The following is a 14,804-nucleotide window of genomic DNA, read 5'->3' as shown; positions in this document are numbered from 1 at the left end:
CATATCAGCACGCTGCCAATAATCTCTTCCCACCGCCTCTTGCTGGCCGTTTTCAGACGATCACGATCTTCCGCTAAAGGCGGCCATTGCCGCCACGGCTTCGCTGACGGGCTGTTCGCCTGCGGTCAGTTCGATAATGACGCGCTTTACCTCTGGCTTTTCAATAAGCGCATGTAGCGTAGCGGCAACGTCATCGCGTGGAACCGTGCCATAAGGGATTGCCAGTCCGGTATTAACTTTCCCCGTACCCGCTTCATTCACCAGCGTGCCCGGCCGCAGGATCACCCAGTCCAGCGCGGTGGCGGCCAGCATGACGTCGGCCTGCTTTTTCACCTGCATATAGTGCTCAAATCCCGGTGACGGCGCTTTGCCGCGCCCCGCGTCAGGAAAAGCGGAGACCAGCAGGAAGCGCTGAATACCGGCAAGCCTGGCAGCTTCGGCGGCAAAACGTACGCCACGGCCATCAATGCCGTCGGTAAAATCCACGCCTGCTCCCGCTGCGCCTGCGGAGAAGACTACAACGTCGCAACCCTGCATAGCGGCCGCCAGCCTTTCGCTGCTGGTATTCATCAGGTCAATATTCACCGGGGTGACGTCATCAATTTCCAGCGCTTCTTTCTGGCTGTCGCGACGATGTAATCCGGTTACCTGATGGCCTGCATTGACCAGCCGCTTTCTTAAACGACGTCCGACGCCTCCGGTTGCTCCAATGATAAATACCTTCATTCTGTTTTCCCTTGTAGTTCAGCGCCCAGGCGCGATACCTAAGCTTAGTGAATTGTGCAGCGCTTCGCCGTGCGGTATTTCTCCATCTGACCGTTTTTTTCATACTGGCAATCGTTTGCTTTTGCCGCGCAGAAGCTTAAAATCGCCACTTTGCTCGCCCGGGAACCCTGAAGAATGTCCGTTAATATCCCTGACGCCAGCCGCAGCGCCGCGTCTACCACAAAAAGCGAATTGATTTATCGTCTGGAAGACCGTCCGCCGCTGCCGCAAACCCTTTTTGCCGCCTGCCAGCATCTGTTGGCTATGTTTGTAGCCGTGATCACGCCAGCGCTGCTGATTTGTCAGGCGCTGGGCCTGCCAGCACAGGACACGCAGCATATTATCAGCATGTCATTATTCGCTTCCGGCGTGGCTTCTTTACTGCAAATTAAAACCTGGGGCCCGGTAGGCTCCGGCCTGCTGTCGATTCAGGGCACCAGCTTTAACTTTGTTACGCCGCTTATTATGGGCGGCATGGCGTTAAAAAATGGCGGCGCGGACGTACCCACAATGATGGCGGCCCTTTTCGGTACGCTGATGCTGGCCTCCACCACGGAGATGGTGCTTTCTCGCGTGCTGCACCTGGCGCGCCGCGTTATTACGCCTCTGGTATCCGGCATTGTGGTGATGATTATCGGTCTGTCGTTGATCCAGGTTGGCCTGACCTCCATTGGCGGAGGCTTTGCCGCTATGAGCGATCACACCTTTGGTGCGCCAAAAAATCTGCTGCTGGCCGGGGCGGTACTGCTGGTGATTATTTTGCTGAATCGCCAGCGCAATCCTTACCTGCGCGTCGCCTCGCTGGTGATTGCCATGGCCGTTGGCTATCTGCTGGCGTGGCTGATGGATATGCTGCCCGCTATGCCTGCGTCGGTGAATCAGCCGCTGATTGCCATCCCGCGTCCGTTCTATTACGGATTAGGCATCGACTGGAATCTGCTGATCCCGCTAATGCTGGTTTTTATGGTGACCTCACTGGAAACTATCGGCGACATTACCGCAACCTCCGACGTCTCCGAGCAGCCGGTCAGCGGCCCGCTCTATATGAAGCGGTTGAAAGGCGGCGTGCTGGCCAACGGTCTGAACTCCTGCGTATCCGCCCTGTTTAACACTTTTCCCAACTCCTGTTTCGGCCAGAATAACGGCGTTATCCAGCTGACCGGCGTGGCCAGCCGTTACGTAGGCTTTGTGGTCGCGCTGATGCTGGTTGCGCTGGGCCTTTTCCCGGCAGTCAGCGGATTCGTGCAGCATATTCCGGAGCCGGTGCTGGGCGGTGCAACCATCGTGATGTTTGGCACGATTGCCGCTTCCGGCGTGCGGATTGTCTCGCGTGAGCCGCTGAATCGCCGCGCCATTATGATTATTGCGCTGTCGCTGGCCGTTGGTCTGGGCGTCTCTCAGCAGCCGTTAATCCTACAGTTTGCACCAGCCTGGCTGAAAACCCTGCTCTCCTCCGGCATCGCCGCTGGCGGCATTACCGCCATTGTTCTGAATCTGCTTTTTCCGCAGGAAAAATAGCCAAAACGGCAGAGGGCCTCGCGCCTTCTGCCGCCAGTCCAGGGTTGAGCTTCGCCGATAAATCAGGCATAACACCCCTTAATAAAAGCTCACAGGGATAGCTAATGAAAACTGTCGGAAAAATACTTCTGTCGCTGCTGGCTATACTGCTGGCAATTGTCTTTGTGTTATATCTGCTGCTGCAAACGCGCTGGGGAGCCAGCTGGCTTAGTCGCACCATTAGCCAGCACAGTCATTACCAGCTGAATTTTAGTAAGGTGGAACACAACTTCTCCGATCCTTCGCATCTGCTGCTGGATGATGTTTCGTTCGGCCACAAAACCCGGCCAGCGATTTTAGTCGCCAGAAAGGTAGATTTGGGTCTGAGCCTTACGCAATTTACCCGGCCGCTGCACTTTGCCTCCGTTTTGCTCCAGAAAGGCACCCTCAGAATCACCGATAAAACCAGCAATCTGCCTTTTTCTGCCGATCGCCTGCAGCTAAGCGAAATGGCGGTTAACAGCCTGCATGACCCGCTGCCGATGAATGCACAGCGCGTGGATGGCGGCGTGATGCCCTGGAAGCCTTTACAGGGTAATTTTATTGGTAGTCACGCCAGCTTTCAGATGAGCGCAGGGTCGCTGACCTTTAAAGGAATACCCGCCAGCAACGTCTTGATTCAGGGCCGCATCAACGGACGCCAGCTGACATTAAGCAACGTGGGCGCTGATATGGCGCGCGGCTCAATGACCGCCAGCGCGCAGCGCGATGACCAGGGAAACTGGCAGGTTGATACGTTAAGGTTAAATAGCCTGCGCTTGCAGAGCAACAGGTCGCTGGCGGACTTCTTACAGCCTTTGCTGACGCTGCCTTCTGTTCACTTCGGGCGTGTTGACGTGACCGATGCGCGGCTGGAGGGACAGGAATGGGCCGTAACCGATCTCGATTTGGCCTTAAAAAACGTGACGCTGCGTAACGGCGACTGGGAGAGCGACGAGGGATCGCTGTCGATGAATGCCGGTAATTTTGTTAACGGCACGCTGCAGCTGAACGATCCTATCGTCAATATGACGTTCTCCCCCCAGGGCGTAGCGTTGACGCAGTTCAGCACTCGCTGGGTAAATGGTCTGGTACGTGCGTCAGGAAACTGGACGCGCGGCGATAAAAAACTGACGCTGGATGAGGTTGTTATCGCAGGGCTTGAATATACGCTGCCGCAAAACTGGCGCCAACGCTGGAACGCAAGCCTGCCGAACTGGCTGGACAGCGTGGCGGTGACAAAACTGAACGTCAGCCATAACCTGATTATCGATATCGATCCGGACTTTCCTTTCCAGATGACCTCGCTGGACGGGACAGGCGCTGGCCTGATGCTGGCACGCCACCATCAGTGGGGCATCCTGGAAGGCAAAATGAGCTTTAACGCGGCGGAAGCCACCTTTAATCGCGTGGATCTGCGTCATCCTTCTCTTGCGCTGTCAGCTGATAACAACGTTATCAACGTGACGGAAATGAGCGCTTTCCCCCGTAACGGTATGATCGAAGGTCTGGCAACGGTTTCTCAGCAGCCGCAGCGAGCGCTTTCGCTGTCGTTGCAGGGCCATGACGTACCGCTCAATCTGCTTCAGGACTGGGGATGGCCAGCCGTGCCGCTGACGGGTAACGGCGAGCTGACGCTAAAAATGCAGGCCAGCCTGGCAAAAGAGAGCCCGCTAAAACCGTCCGTTAACGGCACGCTTTCTGCGACCTCGGGCGACAAGACGCTCCAGCAGGTTGTTCAGGCGGGCGAAGCAGTAAACGCACATTAATCCTTAGCCCTTATTCCATGAAATAAGCGGACTATCTGATTAACCCATATTCGCAACGCTCCGGGGTTAATGTATAGTCCGCTTTTTTACGGAGGAACCATGCTGACCAACTCATCTGTACGTCTCAATAAATACATTAGCGAGAGCGGTATCTGTTCTCGACGCGATGCCGATCGCTATATCGAACAGGGAAATGTCTTTATTAATGGCAAGCGAGCCGCCGTTGGCGCGCAGGTTTTTGCTGGTGACGTGGTGAAAGTGAACGGTCAGCTTATTGAGCCTCGTGATGAAGAAGATTTGGTGTTTATCGCCTTAAATAAACCCGTGGGCATCATCACCACGATGGAAGAAGGCGAGCGGGACAATATCAGCGATTTCGTTAACCACAGTAAGCGCGTCTTCCCTATCGGACGTCTTGATAAAGATTCCCAGGGGCTGATTTTCCTGACCAATCATGGCGACCTGGTCAATAAGATCCTGCGTGCCGGCAATAACCACGAAAAAGAGTACGTGGTTACGGTCAACAAGCTGGTCACGGACGAGTTTATTGAGGGAATGAGCGCGGGCGTACCAATGCTGGGCACGGTAACGCTGAAGTGCAAAGTGCAGAAAGAAGCGCCCTTTGTGTTCCGTATTACGCTGGTGCAGGGGCTTAACCGCCAGATCCGCCGCATGTGTAAGCATTTTGGCTACGAGGTCACAAAGCTCGAACGTACGCGTATCATGAACGTCAGCCTGAAGGGATTACCTTTAGGTGAATGGCGTGACCTGACCGATGACGAACTGACGGAGTTATTTGGTCTGATTGAGGATTCCTCCTCGGAAGCGAAACCGGCCAAAAAACCTCAGCAGAAAGCGAAAACTGCCGCCGCGAAAAAACCTGCGGGCAGCGGGCCTAAAAGCGGTGACAAAGGCGGGGCAAAAACGCCGGGGAATCTGGCTTCCCGCAAGCGTTTTACCCAGCCCGGCCGCAAGAAAAAAGGCCGTTAAGGCATGTTCGATCCGGCGGGTTCTAGCGGGCCGTCCGGATCGGCAGGCAGCACAATATAGACCCCTTCAAATACCGCGCCGCAAAGCTCGTTGCCAAACAGCTCAACTTCCAGCTGGACGCGCGCCTTGCGGCCGCGAGCAAGCCTGTCGAGGTCGCCGCTCAGCGACCCTAAATCCGCTACCGCGCCCGGCCTGCCGCTAATGGGATGACTGTAGCGAATATGCGCATCGGCCAGAATAATGGTGCCGCCCAGGTGCCGCTCGCGCAGCAGCAGCCAAATCAGTCCCCAACCGGTCAGCGTCGCAAGGGAGAACAAACTGCCCGCAAACAGCGTGTGGTGAGGATTCTGGTTGCCGGTTTCCGGCATGGTGGTTATGAATTTTTGGCCGGTATACTGCAGGATACGCACGCCCATTTTTTCACTTAACGGGATGTGGTCGTACCATGCCTGCTGCAGCTGTCCGCACCAGTCAGCGCGATGCAGGATATCGTCCAGCGTGACCACGGGCTTGATCATCAAAAAATGTCGCACCGGCGTCGTTTGCGGCACGGTGATTTCGCCCTGATTGATATAGCCAAGCTTGGCAAAGAACTCCACGGCGTCTTCACGGGCGCTGCACACGACGCGTTTGGCGCCTTCCTGACGCGCAACCGACTCCAGCGTCATTGCCACCAGCGTCCCCAGTCCTTTGCCCTGCACGGAAGGATGTACGGCAAGGAAACGGATGGCCGCTTCGTTGTCCGCATTGATGTAAAGCCGCCCGATGGCAACCGGCGCACCGTTTTCATCCACAACCATCTGGTGATGCGCCAGCGCATCCCAGGCGTCCCGCTCCGATCCCATAGGCTGACGAAGCGGCTTGCGCAGCATTTCCCAACGGAACTGGTAGTAGATATCCAGCTCTTCTGCCGTTTCAGGTACACGAAGATGATACATAAAATGGTTCTCTCTCTCCGGGCCGCCTCCATGCCGTTCTGACCGCATCAAACCTGCAGCCAGAACGTGACGGGCCCATCGTTGACCAGCGCTACCTGCATATCCGCAGCAAAGCGGCCGGTTTCAGTGACGACACCTTTGTTGCGACAGCAGGCAACAAAATCTTCGTAAAGGCGCCGGGCTTCCGCTGGCTCTGCGCCGCCAGAGAAGCTCGGGCGCATACCTTTTTGCGTATCGGCCGCCAGCGTAAATTGCGAAACCACCAGCACGCTGCCGCCGGCCTGCTGCACGTTCAGGTTCATTTTGCCGTTATCGTCGCTGAAAATACGGTAGCCGAGTACGCGCTCACACAGCCGCTGCGCCTTTTGTTCATCATCGCCTTTTTCCACGCCTAATAAGATTAGCAAGCCCGGGCCAATTTCACCGATGGTCTCGCCGTCCACCGTGACGCTGGCGTTCAGCGCTCGTTGAATTAAGGCAATCATTCTGTCTTTTCTTCTTGTTTAAGCTGGCGATACTCGCCGAGAGTAACGGTAATTTCCGCGCCCAGTAAGACAATACACCACGTCCACCAGACCCACAGAAACAGAATAGGAATAACAGCCAACACACCGTAAATCAGCTGATATGAAGGAAACATCGTAACATAAAGCGCAAAGCCTTTTTTCCCCAGCTCAAAAAGGAGTCCCGCAACCAGCGCGCCTGCCAGCGCATCTTTTCCCGGCACCGGCCGCGTGGGCACAATGCTGTAAAGCAGCCAGAAAGAGAGCCAGGAGAGCAGCAGCGGAAAGATCCGCAGGCCGTGGTCTATCAGCCCGCTGACGCCGCTGACCGAAGCCCAGCGCAGCGACAGCATATAAGAGCTGATCGCCAGGCTGGCTCCCGCCAGCAGCGGACCAAGCGTCAGGATCATCCAGTAAACGGCAAAGGAGTAGACGATGGGCCGCTTACGCTTGCTGCGCCAGATGGCGTTCAGCGCGGTATCAATGGAATGCATCAGCAGCAGCGCCGTAACCACCAGGCCACAGGCTCCTACGGCAGTCATCTTATTGACGTTGGCGACGAACTGCTCCAGATAGCTCTGGATCACCGTGCCGGACGCGGGCACAAAGTTTTGAAAAATAAACAGCTTGAGCTGTCGGCTAACGTCTGAAAAAGCCGGGAAAGCGGCAAAAAGCGCAAACACGACGGCCACCAGCGGCACCAGCGACAGCAGCGAAACGTAGGCAAGATGGCCTGCCAGCGTGGTCATGCCATCTTCATCAATACGCTGCCAGAGCAGCTTTATCCAGCGCCAGGTCGCTCGCAGCCGGGGACGATTATTAATCAGCCGCATTGGCAAAGAAGGCCGGAATGGTTGTCGAATCGGAAACGTGTATGCTCTGAATACCCAGCGCCTCCGCCGCCTGAATGTTTTCCAGGTTATCGTCAAAAAACAGGGTTTGAGCGGCGCTAAAGCCCTCTTCGCGCAGAACCTGCTGAAAAATACGCGCTTCGGGTTTGCGCATTCCCATTTCCTGCGAAAGATAGAGCTTGTCTGCGGCTTTCTGTACCTCGGGATACTGCGATGGCCAGAAACGCTGGTGAAGGCGGTTGGTGTTAGAGAGGATCACGACTCGTTCGCCGCGCGCGCGCAGCGTATTCATAATGCCAATAACGTCCGGACGAACGCCGACGAAGACCGCCTGCCAGCCCGCGGTGAACTGTTCGAAGCTTAGTGCCAGCCCCAGCTCATCACATATTTTCTCGGCAAAGGTTTCGTCACTGATTTCTCCGCGCTCGTGCTGCTGGAAGCTTTCGTCCATCACAAAGCGGCTTTGCAGCGTGGCTAAGGGAACACGACCTAAATCGCTCCAGACGCCCAGGACCCGGTTGAAATCAATATCAACAATGACGTTACCTAAATCAAAGATATACAGCATGGTCATCTCCATTTGTTCCGGTAAGGTATTCACTCTAGCGGTAAAAAGGACGACTGAACAGGTGAACGGTAAACATCTGGATAACAGCTCGCAAATTGTAAACAGCCAAAACGGCGCGCAGCTGCTTTCCCCTCCCCCTGTTTTCTAAAAAACCTATAAACATGCTGCATTGTTTTATAATGCGTTCTTCTTTTACAGACTGCCGACAGATAAAAAAAACGCCCCTCAGTTGCCTGAAGGGCGTTTATCAGTCAAAAACGTGGATTAAACGTCTTTGCTGCCGCGTGAAGCGCGTTTACGATCGTTTTCGGTCAGGTGACGTTTACGAATACGTACGGACAGCGGAGTCACTTCCACCAGCTCGTCGTCGTCGATAAACTCAATCGCCTGCTCAAGAGTCATCTTGATAGCCGGAACCAGCGTAGTCGCTTCGTCAGTACCGGAAGCACGCATGTTGGTCAGCTTCTTACCGGTCAGACAGTTAACGGTCAGGTCGTTAGAACGGCTGTGAATACCGATAACCTGGCCTTCATAAACCTCTGCACCGTGACCCAGGAACAGCTTACCGCGATCCTGCAGGCTGTACAGGGCGAACGCTACCGCTTTGCCCTGGCCGTTAGAGATCAGCACGCCGTTCTGGCGCTGGCCAACTTCACCCTGACGAATGTCGTCGTAGTGGCTGAAGGTGGAGTACAGCAGGCCGGTACCGGAAGTCATGGTCATGAATTCGTTACGGAAGCCGATCAGGCCACGGCTTGGGATCACGTAGTCGAGACGTACGCGGCCTTTGCCATCCGGATCCATGTTTTTCATGTCCGCTTTACGCTCACCCATCGCCTGCATCACAGAACCCTGGTGCTGTTCTTCGATATCCAGCGTCACGTTCTCGAACGGTTCCTGTTTACGGCCGTCGACTTCGCGGAAGATAACTTTCGGACGGGATACCGCCAGTTCGAAACCTTCACGACGCATGTTTTCGATCAGAACGGACAGGTGCAGCTCGCCACGACCAGAAACGCGGAATGCATCAGCATCTTCAGTTTCTTCTACGCGCAACGCAACGTTGTGCACCAGCTCTTTACGCAGACGATCCAGAATCTGACGAGAAGTAACGAACTTACCTTCTTTACCGCAGAATGGAGAGGTGTTGACGTTAAAGAACATGGTAACGGTTGGTTCATCAACGCTCAGGGCCGGCAGCGCTTCCACGTTCTGCGGATCGCAGATGGTGTCAGAGATGTTCAGCTCGCCCAGACCGGTGATAGCGATGATATCGCCCGCTTCCGCTTCGGTGGCGTCGATACGCTCCAGACCCAGGTGAGTCAGCACTTTACCGACTTTACCGTTACGGGTTTTGCCTTCGCTGTCGATGATGGTGACCTGCTGGTTCGGCTTCACTTTACCGCGCTTGATGCGGCCGATGCCGATTACGCCAACGTAGTTGTTGTAATCCAGCTGAGAGATCTGCATCTGGAACGGCGCTTCCATCTCAACCTGCGGAGGAGAAACGTGCTTCACGATAGCTTCGTACAGCGGCGTCATGTCTTCAGCCATGTCGGTGTGGTCAAGACCAGCGATACCGTTCAGAGCAGAAGCGTAGATTACCGGGAAATCCAGCTGGTCGTCGGTCGCATCCAGGTTAACGAACAGGTCAAATACCTGATCGACAACCCAGTCAGGACGCGCGCCTGGACGGTCAACTTTGTTAATGACCACGATCGGCTTCAGACCATTAGCAAAGGCTTTTTTGGTCACGAAGCGGGTTTGCGGCATAGGGCCATCCATTGCATCCACAACCAGCAGCACCGAGTCAACCATTGACATCACACGCTCTACCTCACCGCCGAAGTCGGCGTGTCCTGGGGTATCCACGATGTTGATACGGTAGTCGTTCCATTTAATGGCGGTGTTTTTTGCGAGGATGGTAATCCCACGCTCTTTCTCCAAATCGTTGGAGTCCATTACGCGTTCGGTTGCTTCAGTACGGGCATCAAACGTACCGGACTGCTGCAGCAACTTATCAACCAGGGTAGTTTTACCATGGTCAACGTGGGCAATAATGGCGATGTTACGCAAATTTTCGATCACAGCTTTGCCTCAGGCATTAGAAATAGCGCGCTATTGTACACGGATTAATCGAAGAGCTGAACAGGATCACAGATTTCAATTAAAGATAACTTTCGGGGTTGCTTTCAGCGCCGTTTGCAGTGCAAAAAACGCACGTCATCGAAAAAATGCACCATAATAGTGCTTACCCTGACTGTTAAAGCACCATAATGGTGCGCGACTTCCATTATGGTGCAGCTCTCGTTTCACGAGAGGGCGCATCATAGCGCTTTTTCAGGCAATTAAGAAAGTTGGCATAGTTTTCGCTTTAAATAAATCAGGTGAAAACGATGCGTTTCTACAACGGTAGCCTGTCAGAGAATGTAATTATCGGTCGGCTGGGCGAGATAAGCAAAGCGCACCGCGAAAGTTCTCTACTATGACGACCATGACAATATCCAGGAGAGTTAAGTATGTCCGCTGAACACGTTCTGTCGATGATGAACGAGCATGAAGTCAAGTTTGTTGACCTGCGCTTCACCGACACCAAAGGCAAAGAGCAGCACGTTACCATTCCTGCTCACCAGGTGAACGCTGACTTCTTCGAAGAAGGCAAAATGTTTGACGGCTCCTCTATCGGTGGCTGGAAAGGCATTAACGAATCTGACATGGTGCTGATGCCTGACGCGACGACTGCTGTCCTGGATCCTTTCTTTGAAGACTCTACGCTGATCATCCGCTGCGATATCCTTGAGCCAGGCACCATGCAGGGCTATGACCGCGATCCGCGCTCCATCGCCAAGCGTGCAGAAGATTTCCTGCGTTCTTCCGGCATTGCGGATACCGTGCTGTTTGGACCAGAGCCAGAATTCTTCCTGTTTGACGACGTTCGCTTTGGCGCAACCACTTCCGGTTCTCACGTTGCTATCGACGATATCGAAGCGGCATGGAACACCGGTAAAGAATACGAAGGCGGCAACAAAGGCCACCGTCCAGGTCTGAAAGGCGGTTACTTCCCGGTTCCACCAGTCGACTCTTCACAGGACATCCGTTCTGCAATGTGTCTGACCATGGAGCAGATGGGCCTGGTGGTTGAAGCTCACCACCACGAAGTAGCTACAGCGGGTCAGAACGAAGTGGCTACCCGCTTCAACACCATGACTAAAAAAGCTGACGAAATTCAGATCTACAAATATGTCGTGCACAACGTGGCTCACGCTTTCGGCAAAACCGCGACCTTTATGCCAAAACCAATCTTTGGCGATAACGGTTCCGGCATGCACTGCCACATGTCCCTGTCTAAAGGCGGCACTAACCTGTTCGCTGGCGACAAATACGGCGGCCTGTCTGAAATGGCGCTGTTCTACATCGGCGGCGTGATCAAACACGCTAAAGCGATCAACGCCCTGTCTAACCCGACCACCAACTCTTACAAGCGTCTGGTTCCGGGTTATGAAGCGCCGGTCATGCTGGCTTACTCCGCCCGTAACCGTTCTGCTTCTATCCGTATCCCGGTTGTTGCCAGCCCGAAAGCGCGCCGTATTGAAGCTCGCTTCCCGGATCCAGCGGCTAACCCATACCTGTGCTTTGCCGCACTGCTGATGGCTGGCCTGGACGGCATCATCAACAAAATCCATCCTGGCGATGCAATGGACAAAAACCTGTACGACCTGCCGCCGGAAGAAGAAGCTGAGATTCCAAAAGTAGCGGGTTCACTGGAAGAAGCGCTGAGCGCGCTGAACGAAGATCGTGAGTTCCTGACTCGTGGCGGCGTGTTCACTGACGACACCATTGATGCCTACATCGATCTGCGTAAAGCCGAGATGGACCGCGTGCGTATGACGCCACATCCGGTTGAGTTCGAACTGTACTACAGCGTTTAATGTAAACCCGGCGCGTTTCGGGCACCTCAGGCTTTCGAAGCAATTCGACTGAACGGGCCATAGCGTGAAAGACGCCGGGGTTTTGCCGTGGAAATTTTCAGCCCATCTCCGGATGGGCTTTTTTCGCCGCAAATTCAGGGTTCAGACAGACGAATACCGGGTTTGGTGGCTATAATGCACTGAAATGGTGCAGGAGAAGGCTGTATGGCAACTGGCACGCCGCCCGATGCTGGGCAGATTCTCAATTCTTTAATTAACAGTATTTTGCTGGTTGATACCGAGCTGGTGGTGCATTACGCCAACCCGGCCGCCCAGCAGCTGCTGGCGCAAAGCTCGCGTAAACTCTTCGGCACGCCGCTACCGGATTTGATGGGCTATTTTTCGCTGAATATCGAGGTAATGCGCGAGAGCCTGAATGCCGGCCAGGGCTTTACCGACAGCGAGGTGACGCTGGTGGTCGACAGCCGTGCGCATATTATGTCGCTAACGGCACAGCTGCTTCCCGATGGCTTAATCCTGCTGGAAATGGCGCCGATGGATAATCAGCGACGCCTTAGCCAGGAGCAGATACAGCACGCCCAGCAGGTCGCCGCACGGGATTTAGTGCGTGGGCTGGCTCATGAGATTAAAAACCCGCTGGGTGGATTACGCGGCGCGGCACAGCTGCTGGCCAGAGCCTTGCCCGATCCTTCCCTAACGGAATATACCAAAGTCATTATTGAACAGGCGGATCGCCTGCGCAATCTGGTCGATCGCCTGCTTGGCCCACAGCAGCCGGGCATGCACGTAACGCAAAGCATTCATCAGGTCGCGGAACGCATCGTTAATCTGGTGTCGATGGAGCTGCCTGATAACGTAAAGCTGATTCGTGATTACGATCCCAGCCTGCCGGAACTGCCGCACGATCCCGATCAGATTGAGCAGGTTCTGCTGAACGTTGTCCGCAATGCGCTACAGGCTCTGGGCGAAAGCGGCGGCTCTATTACGCTGCGTACCCGAACCGCTTTTCAGCTGACGCTGCACGGGGTTCGTTACCGTCTGGTCGCGCGTATTGATATCGAAGATGACGGCCCCGGCATCCCGTCACAGCTGCAGGATACGCTGTTTTATCCCATGGTGAGCGGACGCGAAGGCGGTACCGGCCTGGGTCTGTCGATAGCCCGCAGCCTGATTGACCAGCATTCAGGAAAAATCGAATTTAACAGTTGGCCTGGCCACACCGAATTCTCCATATTTTTGCCTATTCGCCAGTGAGGTTTCTATGCAACGAGGGATAGTCTGGATCGTCGATGACGATAGTTCCATCCGCTGGGTGCTTGAACGCGCGCTCACTGGAGCCGGTTTAAGCTGTGCCACTTTTGACAGCGGTAATGAGGTGCTGGATGCCCTGGCCACCAAAACCCCGGACGTTTTACTTTCTGATATTCGTATGCCCGGCATGGACGGGCTGGCGCTACTCAAGCAGATTAAGCAGCGTCACCCTATGCTGCCGGTCATCATCATGACCGCGCACTCAGATCTGGATGCTGCCGTCAGTGCCTATCAGCAGGGCGCGTTTGATTACCTGCCTAAACCTTTCGATATTGATGAGGCCGTCGCGCTGGTAGAACGCGCCATCAGCCACTATCAGGAGCAGCAGCAGCCGCGCAATCAGCCGGTAAGCGGCCCAACAACCGATATCATCGGCGAAGCGCCAGCGATGCAGGATGTTTTCCGCATTATTGGCCGTCTCTCTCGCTCGTCGATAAGCGTATTAATCAATGGCGAATCGGGTACGGGTAAAGAGCTGGTAGCCCATGCGCTGCATCGACACAGCCCACGCGCCAAAGCACCGTTTATCGCCCTGAACATGGCTGCTATTCCGAAAGATTTGATTGAATCGGAGCTTTTCGGCCACGAAAAAGGCGCGTTTACCGGTGCGAACCAGATCCGTCAGGGCCGCTTTGAACAGGCCGATGGCGGCACGCTGTTTCTGGACGAAATCGGTGATATGCCACTGGACGTACAGACCAGGTTGCTGCGCGTGCTGGCAGACGGACAGTTTTATCGGGTTGGCGGCTATGCTCCGGTAAAAGTGGACGTGCGGATTATCGCGGCAACCCACCAGAATCTGGAGCTCAGGGTTCAGGAAGGTAAATTCCGTGAAGACCTTTTTCACCGCCTGAACGTTATCCGCGTGCATCTTCCGCCGCTGCGTGAACGTCGTGAAGATATTCCCCGGCTGGCAGGTTACTTCCTGCAGGAAGCCGCGCGTGAGCTGGGCGTAGAAGCAAAAATCCTGCATCCGGAAACCGAAACGGCGTTAACCCGGCTTCACTGGTCAGGCAACGTGCGCCAGCTGGAAAACACCTGTCGCTGGTTAACGGTAATGGCCGCAGGCCAGGAAGTCTTGATTCAGGATCTGCCGCCCGAACTGTTTGAGACCTCTACGCCGGACAATCCGGTACAGTCGCTGCCGGACAGCTGGGCTACGCTGTTGGCGCAGTGGGCCGATCGCGCCCTGCGTTCCGGTCATCAAAACCTGTTGTCAGAAGCACAGCCGGAGATGGAGCGCACGCTGCTGACGACGGCTTTACGTCACACTCAAGGCCATAAGCAGGAAGCGGCGCGCCTGTTGGGATGGGGCCGTAATACGCTGACGCGCAAGCTGAAGGAACTGGGAATGGAGTAAAGAAAGATGAAGCATAAAAAGACGGCAGACCGCACATTTTTTATGCTTTTTCGACTTTACACGGCGATGCCAGTCAGTATCATTCTGAACGATTACCGGGAGGAAGATCATGCTGGAATCGTTAATCCATCTTGTGACGCACTATGCGCAGACGGGCGCGGCGCATTCTCCGCAAACTGCCATAGCCGCCGTGCTGTGCGCTATCATGCTGAATCTTTCTGGCTAAGAATAAGGTTCAGCATACAAAAAGCCGGGAGCGCAGCCGTTCCCGGCTTTTTTATCTC

The 14,804-nt window shown here is 54.9% G+C and carries 13 protein-coding genes; 7 read left to right on the top strand and 6 right to left on the bottom strand.

Translation table 11 applies throughout. From position 1 onward, the window contains the following. Positions 1–60 precede the first annotated feature (60 nt). Complete coding sequence (locus ACMGGR_RS21545; RefSeq protein ID WP_246761670.1) at positions 61–726, bottom strand: SDR family oxidoreductase; 666 nt, start codon at positions 724–726, stop codon at positions 61–63. Positions 727–900: 174 nt separating this feature from the next. Here ACMGGR_RS21545 and ACMGGR_RS21540 point away from each other — a divergent pair, with 174 nt between their 5' ends. The 3 genes from ACMGGR_RS21540 to rluF all read left to right on the top strand — a co-directional run bounded on the left by ACMGGR_RS21540 (position 901) and on the right by rluF (position 5,060). Further along, complete coding sequence (locus tag ACMGGR_RS21540; RefSeq protein ID WP_414147828.1) at positions 901–2,283, top strand: nucleobase:cation symporter-2 family protein; 1,383 nt, start codon at positions 901–903, stop codon at positions 2,281–2,283. 104 nt (positions 2,284–2,387) lie between these two features. Continuing rightward, the gene (locus ACMGGR_RS21535; RefSeq protein WP_414147827.1) at positions 2,388–4,070 is read left to right on the top strand and encodes an AsmA family protein; all 1,683 of its coding nucleotides are present in this window, start codon (positions 2,388–2,390) and stop codon (positions 4,068–4,070) included. Positions 4,071–4,169: 99 nt separating this feature from the next. Further along, a complete protein-coding gene (gene rluF, locus ACMGGR_RS21530; RefSeq protein WP_246761676.1) occupies positions 4,170–5,060 on the top strand; it encodes a 23S rRNA pseudouridine(2604) synthase RluF in 891 nt (296 codons plus the stop codon). On the opposite strand, the gene fabY is transcribed toward rluF, so the two are convergent. From fabY to typA, 5 genes are all read right to left on the bottom strand, one after another. Further along, on the bottom strand, positions 5,057–5,998 hold the full coding sequence (gene fabY / locus ACMGGR_RS21525) for a fatty acid biosynthesis protein FabY (RefSeq protein WP_246761677.1): 942 nt from the start codon (positions 5,996–5,998) through the stop codon (positions 5,057–5,059). The two genes, rluF and fabY, sit on opposite strands and share 4 nt — an antisense overlap. Before the next feature lie 47 nt (positions 5,999–6,045). Then, positions 6,046–6,483, bottom strand: a complete 438-nt coding sequence (gene dtd, locus ACMGGR_RS21520) for a D-aminoacyl-tRNA deacylase (protein ID WP_246761678.1) — start codon at positions 6,481–6,483, stop codon at positions 6,046–6,048. After that, complete coding sequence (locus ACMGGR_RS21515) at positions 6,480–7,334, bottom strand: virulence factor BrkB family protein (RefSeq protein ID WP_246761680.1); 855 nt, start codon at positions 7,332–7,334, stop codon at positions 6,480–6,482. Before ACMGGR_RS21515 ends, dtd begins: the two co-directional genes overlap by 4 nt. After that, positions 7,321–7,920, bottom strand: coding sequence for a glucose-1-phosphatase (yihX, locus tag ACMGGR_RS21510; RefSeq protein WP_414147826.1), 600 nt, complete (start codon positions 7,918–7,920; stop codon positions 7,321–7,323). The genes ACMGGR_RS21515 and yihX overlap by 14 nt, the downstream gene beginning before the upstream one ends. A gap of 264 nt (positions 7,921–8,184) precedes the next feature. Further along, positions 8,185–10,008 carry a ribosome-dependent GTPase TypA gene (typA, locus tag ACMGGR_RS21505; protein WP_414147825.1) on the bottom strand — a complete coding sequence of 608 codons (1,824 nt, stop codon included), beginning with the start codon at positions 10,006–10,008 and terminating at the stop codon, positions 8,185–8,187. 431 nt (positions 10,009–10,439) lie between these two features. On the opposite strand from typA, the gene glnA reads away from it, so the two are divergent. The 4 genes from glnA to ACMGGR_RS21485 all read left to right on the top strand — a co-directional run bounded on the left by glnA (position 10,440) and on the right by ACMGGR_RS21485 (position 14,746). Continuing rightward, complete coding sequence (gene glnA, locus ACMGGR_RS21500) at positions 10,440–11,849, top strand: glutamate--ammonia ligase (protein ID WP_414147824.1); 1,410 nt, start codon at positions 10,440–10,442, stop codon at positions 11,847–11,849. 204 nt (positions 11,850–12,053) lie between these two features. Next, on the top strand, positions 12,054–13,103 hold the full coding sequence (glnL, locus tag ACMGGR_RS21495) for a nitrogen regulation protein NR(II) (RefSeq protein WP_246761688.1): 1,050 nt from the start codon (positions 12,054–12,056) through the stop codon (positions 13,101–13,103). Between the two features lie 7 nt (positions 13,104–13,110). Next, complete coding sequence (gene glnG / locus ACMGGR_RS21490; protein ID WP_246761690.1) at positions 13,111–14,520, top strand: nitrogen regulation protein NR(I); 1,410 nt, start codon at positions 13,111–13,113, stop codon at positions 14,518–14,520. A gap of 109 nt (positions 14,521–14,629) precedes the next feature. Continuing rightward, the gene (locus tag ACMGGR_RS21485; protein WP_246761692.1) at positions 14,630–14,746 is read left to right on the top strand and encodes a YshB family small membrane protein; all 117 of its coding nucleotides are present in this window, start codon (positions 14,630–14,632) and stop codon (positions 14,744–14,746) included. Positions 14,747–14,804: the final 58 nt, after the last annotated feature.

It is taken from the genome of Erwinia sp. BNK-24-b (genome assembly GCF_047456155.1).
GTDB classification, from domain to species: domain Bacteria; phylum Pseudomonadota; class Gammaproteobacteria; order Enterobacterales; family Enterobacteriaceae; genus Erwinia; species Erwinia phyllosphaerae.
This window is presented reverse-complemented; position numbering and strand designations above follow the sequence as displayed.

Bases quoted from the DNA above. Each gene is read 5' to 3' on its own strand.
- rluF (WP_246761676.1), top strand. From the start codon at position 4,170: ATGCTGACCAACTCATCTGTACGTCTCAATAAATACATTAGCGAGAGC.
- ACMGGR_RS21545 (WP_246761670.1), bottom strand. From the start codon at position 726: ATGAAGGTATTTATCATTGGAGCAACCGGAGGCGTCGGACGTCGTTTA.
- dtd (WP_246761678.1), bottom strand. From the start codon at position 6,483: ATGATTGCCTTAATTCAACGAGCGCTGAACGCCAGCGTCACGGTGGAC.
- ACMGGR_RS21485 (WP_246761692.1), top strand. From the start codon at position 14,630: ATGCTGGAATCGTTAATCCATCTTGTGACGCACTATGCGCAGACGGGC.
- fabY (WP_246761677.1), bottom strand. From the start codon at position 5,998: ATGTATCATCTTCGTGTACCTGAAACGGCAGAAGAGCTGGATATCTAC.
- glnG (WP_246761690.1), top strand. From the start codon at position 13,111: ATGCAACGAGGGATAGTCTGGATCGTCGATGACGATAGTTCCATCCGC.
- ACMGGR_RS21540 (WP_414147828.1), top strand. From the start codon at position 901: ATGTCCGTTAATATCCCTGACGCCAGCCGCAGCGCCGCGTCTACCACA.
- ACMGGR_RS21515 (WP_246761680.1), bottom strand. From the start codon at position 7,334: ATGCGGCTGATTAATAATCGTCCCCGGCTGCGAGCGACCTGGCGCTGG.
- yihX (WP_414147826.1), bottom strand. From the start codon at position 7,920: ATGCTGTATATCTTTGATTTAGGTAACGTCATTGTTGATATTGATTTC.
- ACMGGR_RS21535 (WP_414147827.1), top strand. From the start codon at position 2,388: ATGAAAACTGTCGGAAAAATACTTCTGTCGCTGCTGGCTATACTGCTG.
- glnA (WP_414147824.1), top strand. From the start codon at position 10,440: ATGTCCGCTGAACACGTTCTGTCGATGATGAACGAGCATGAAGTCAAG.
- glnL (WP_246761688.1), top strand. From the start codon at position 12,054: ATGGCAACTGGCACGCCGCCCGATGCTGGGCAGATTCTCAATTCTTTA.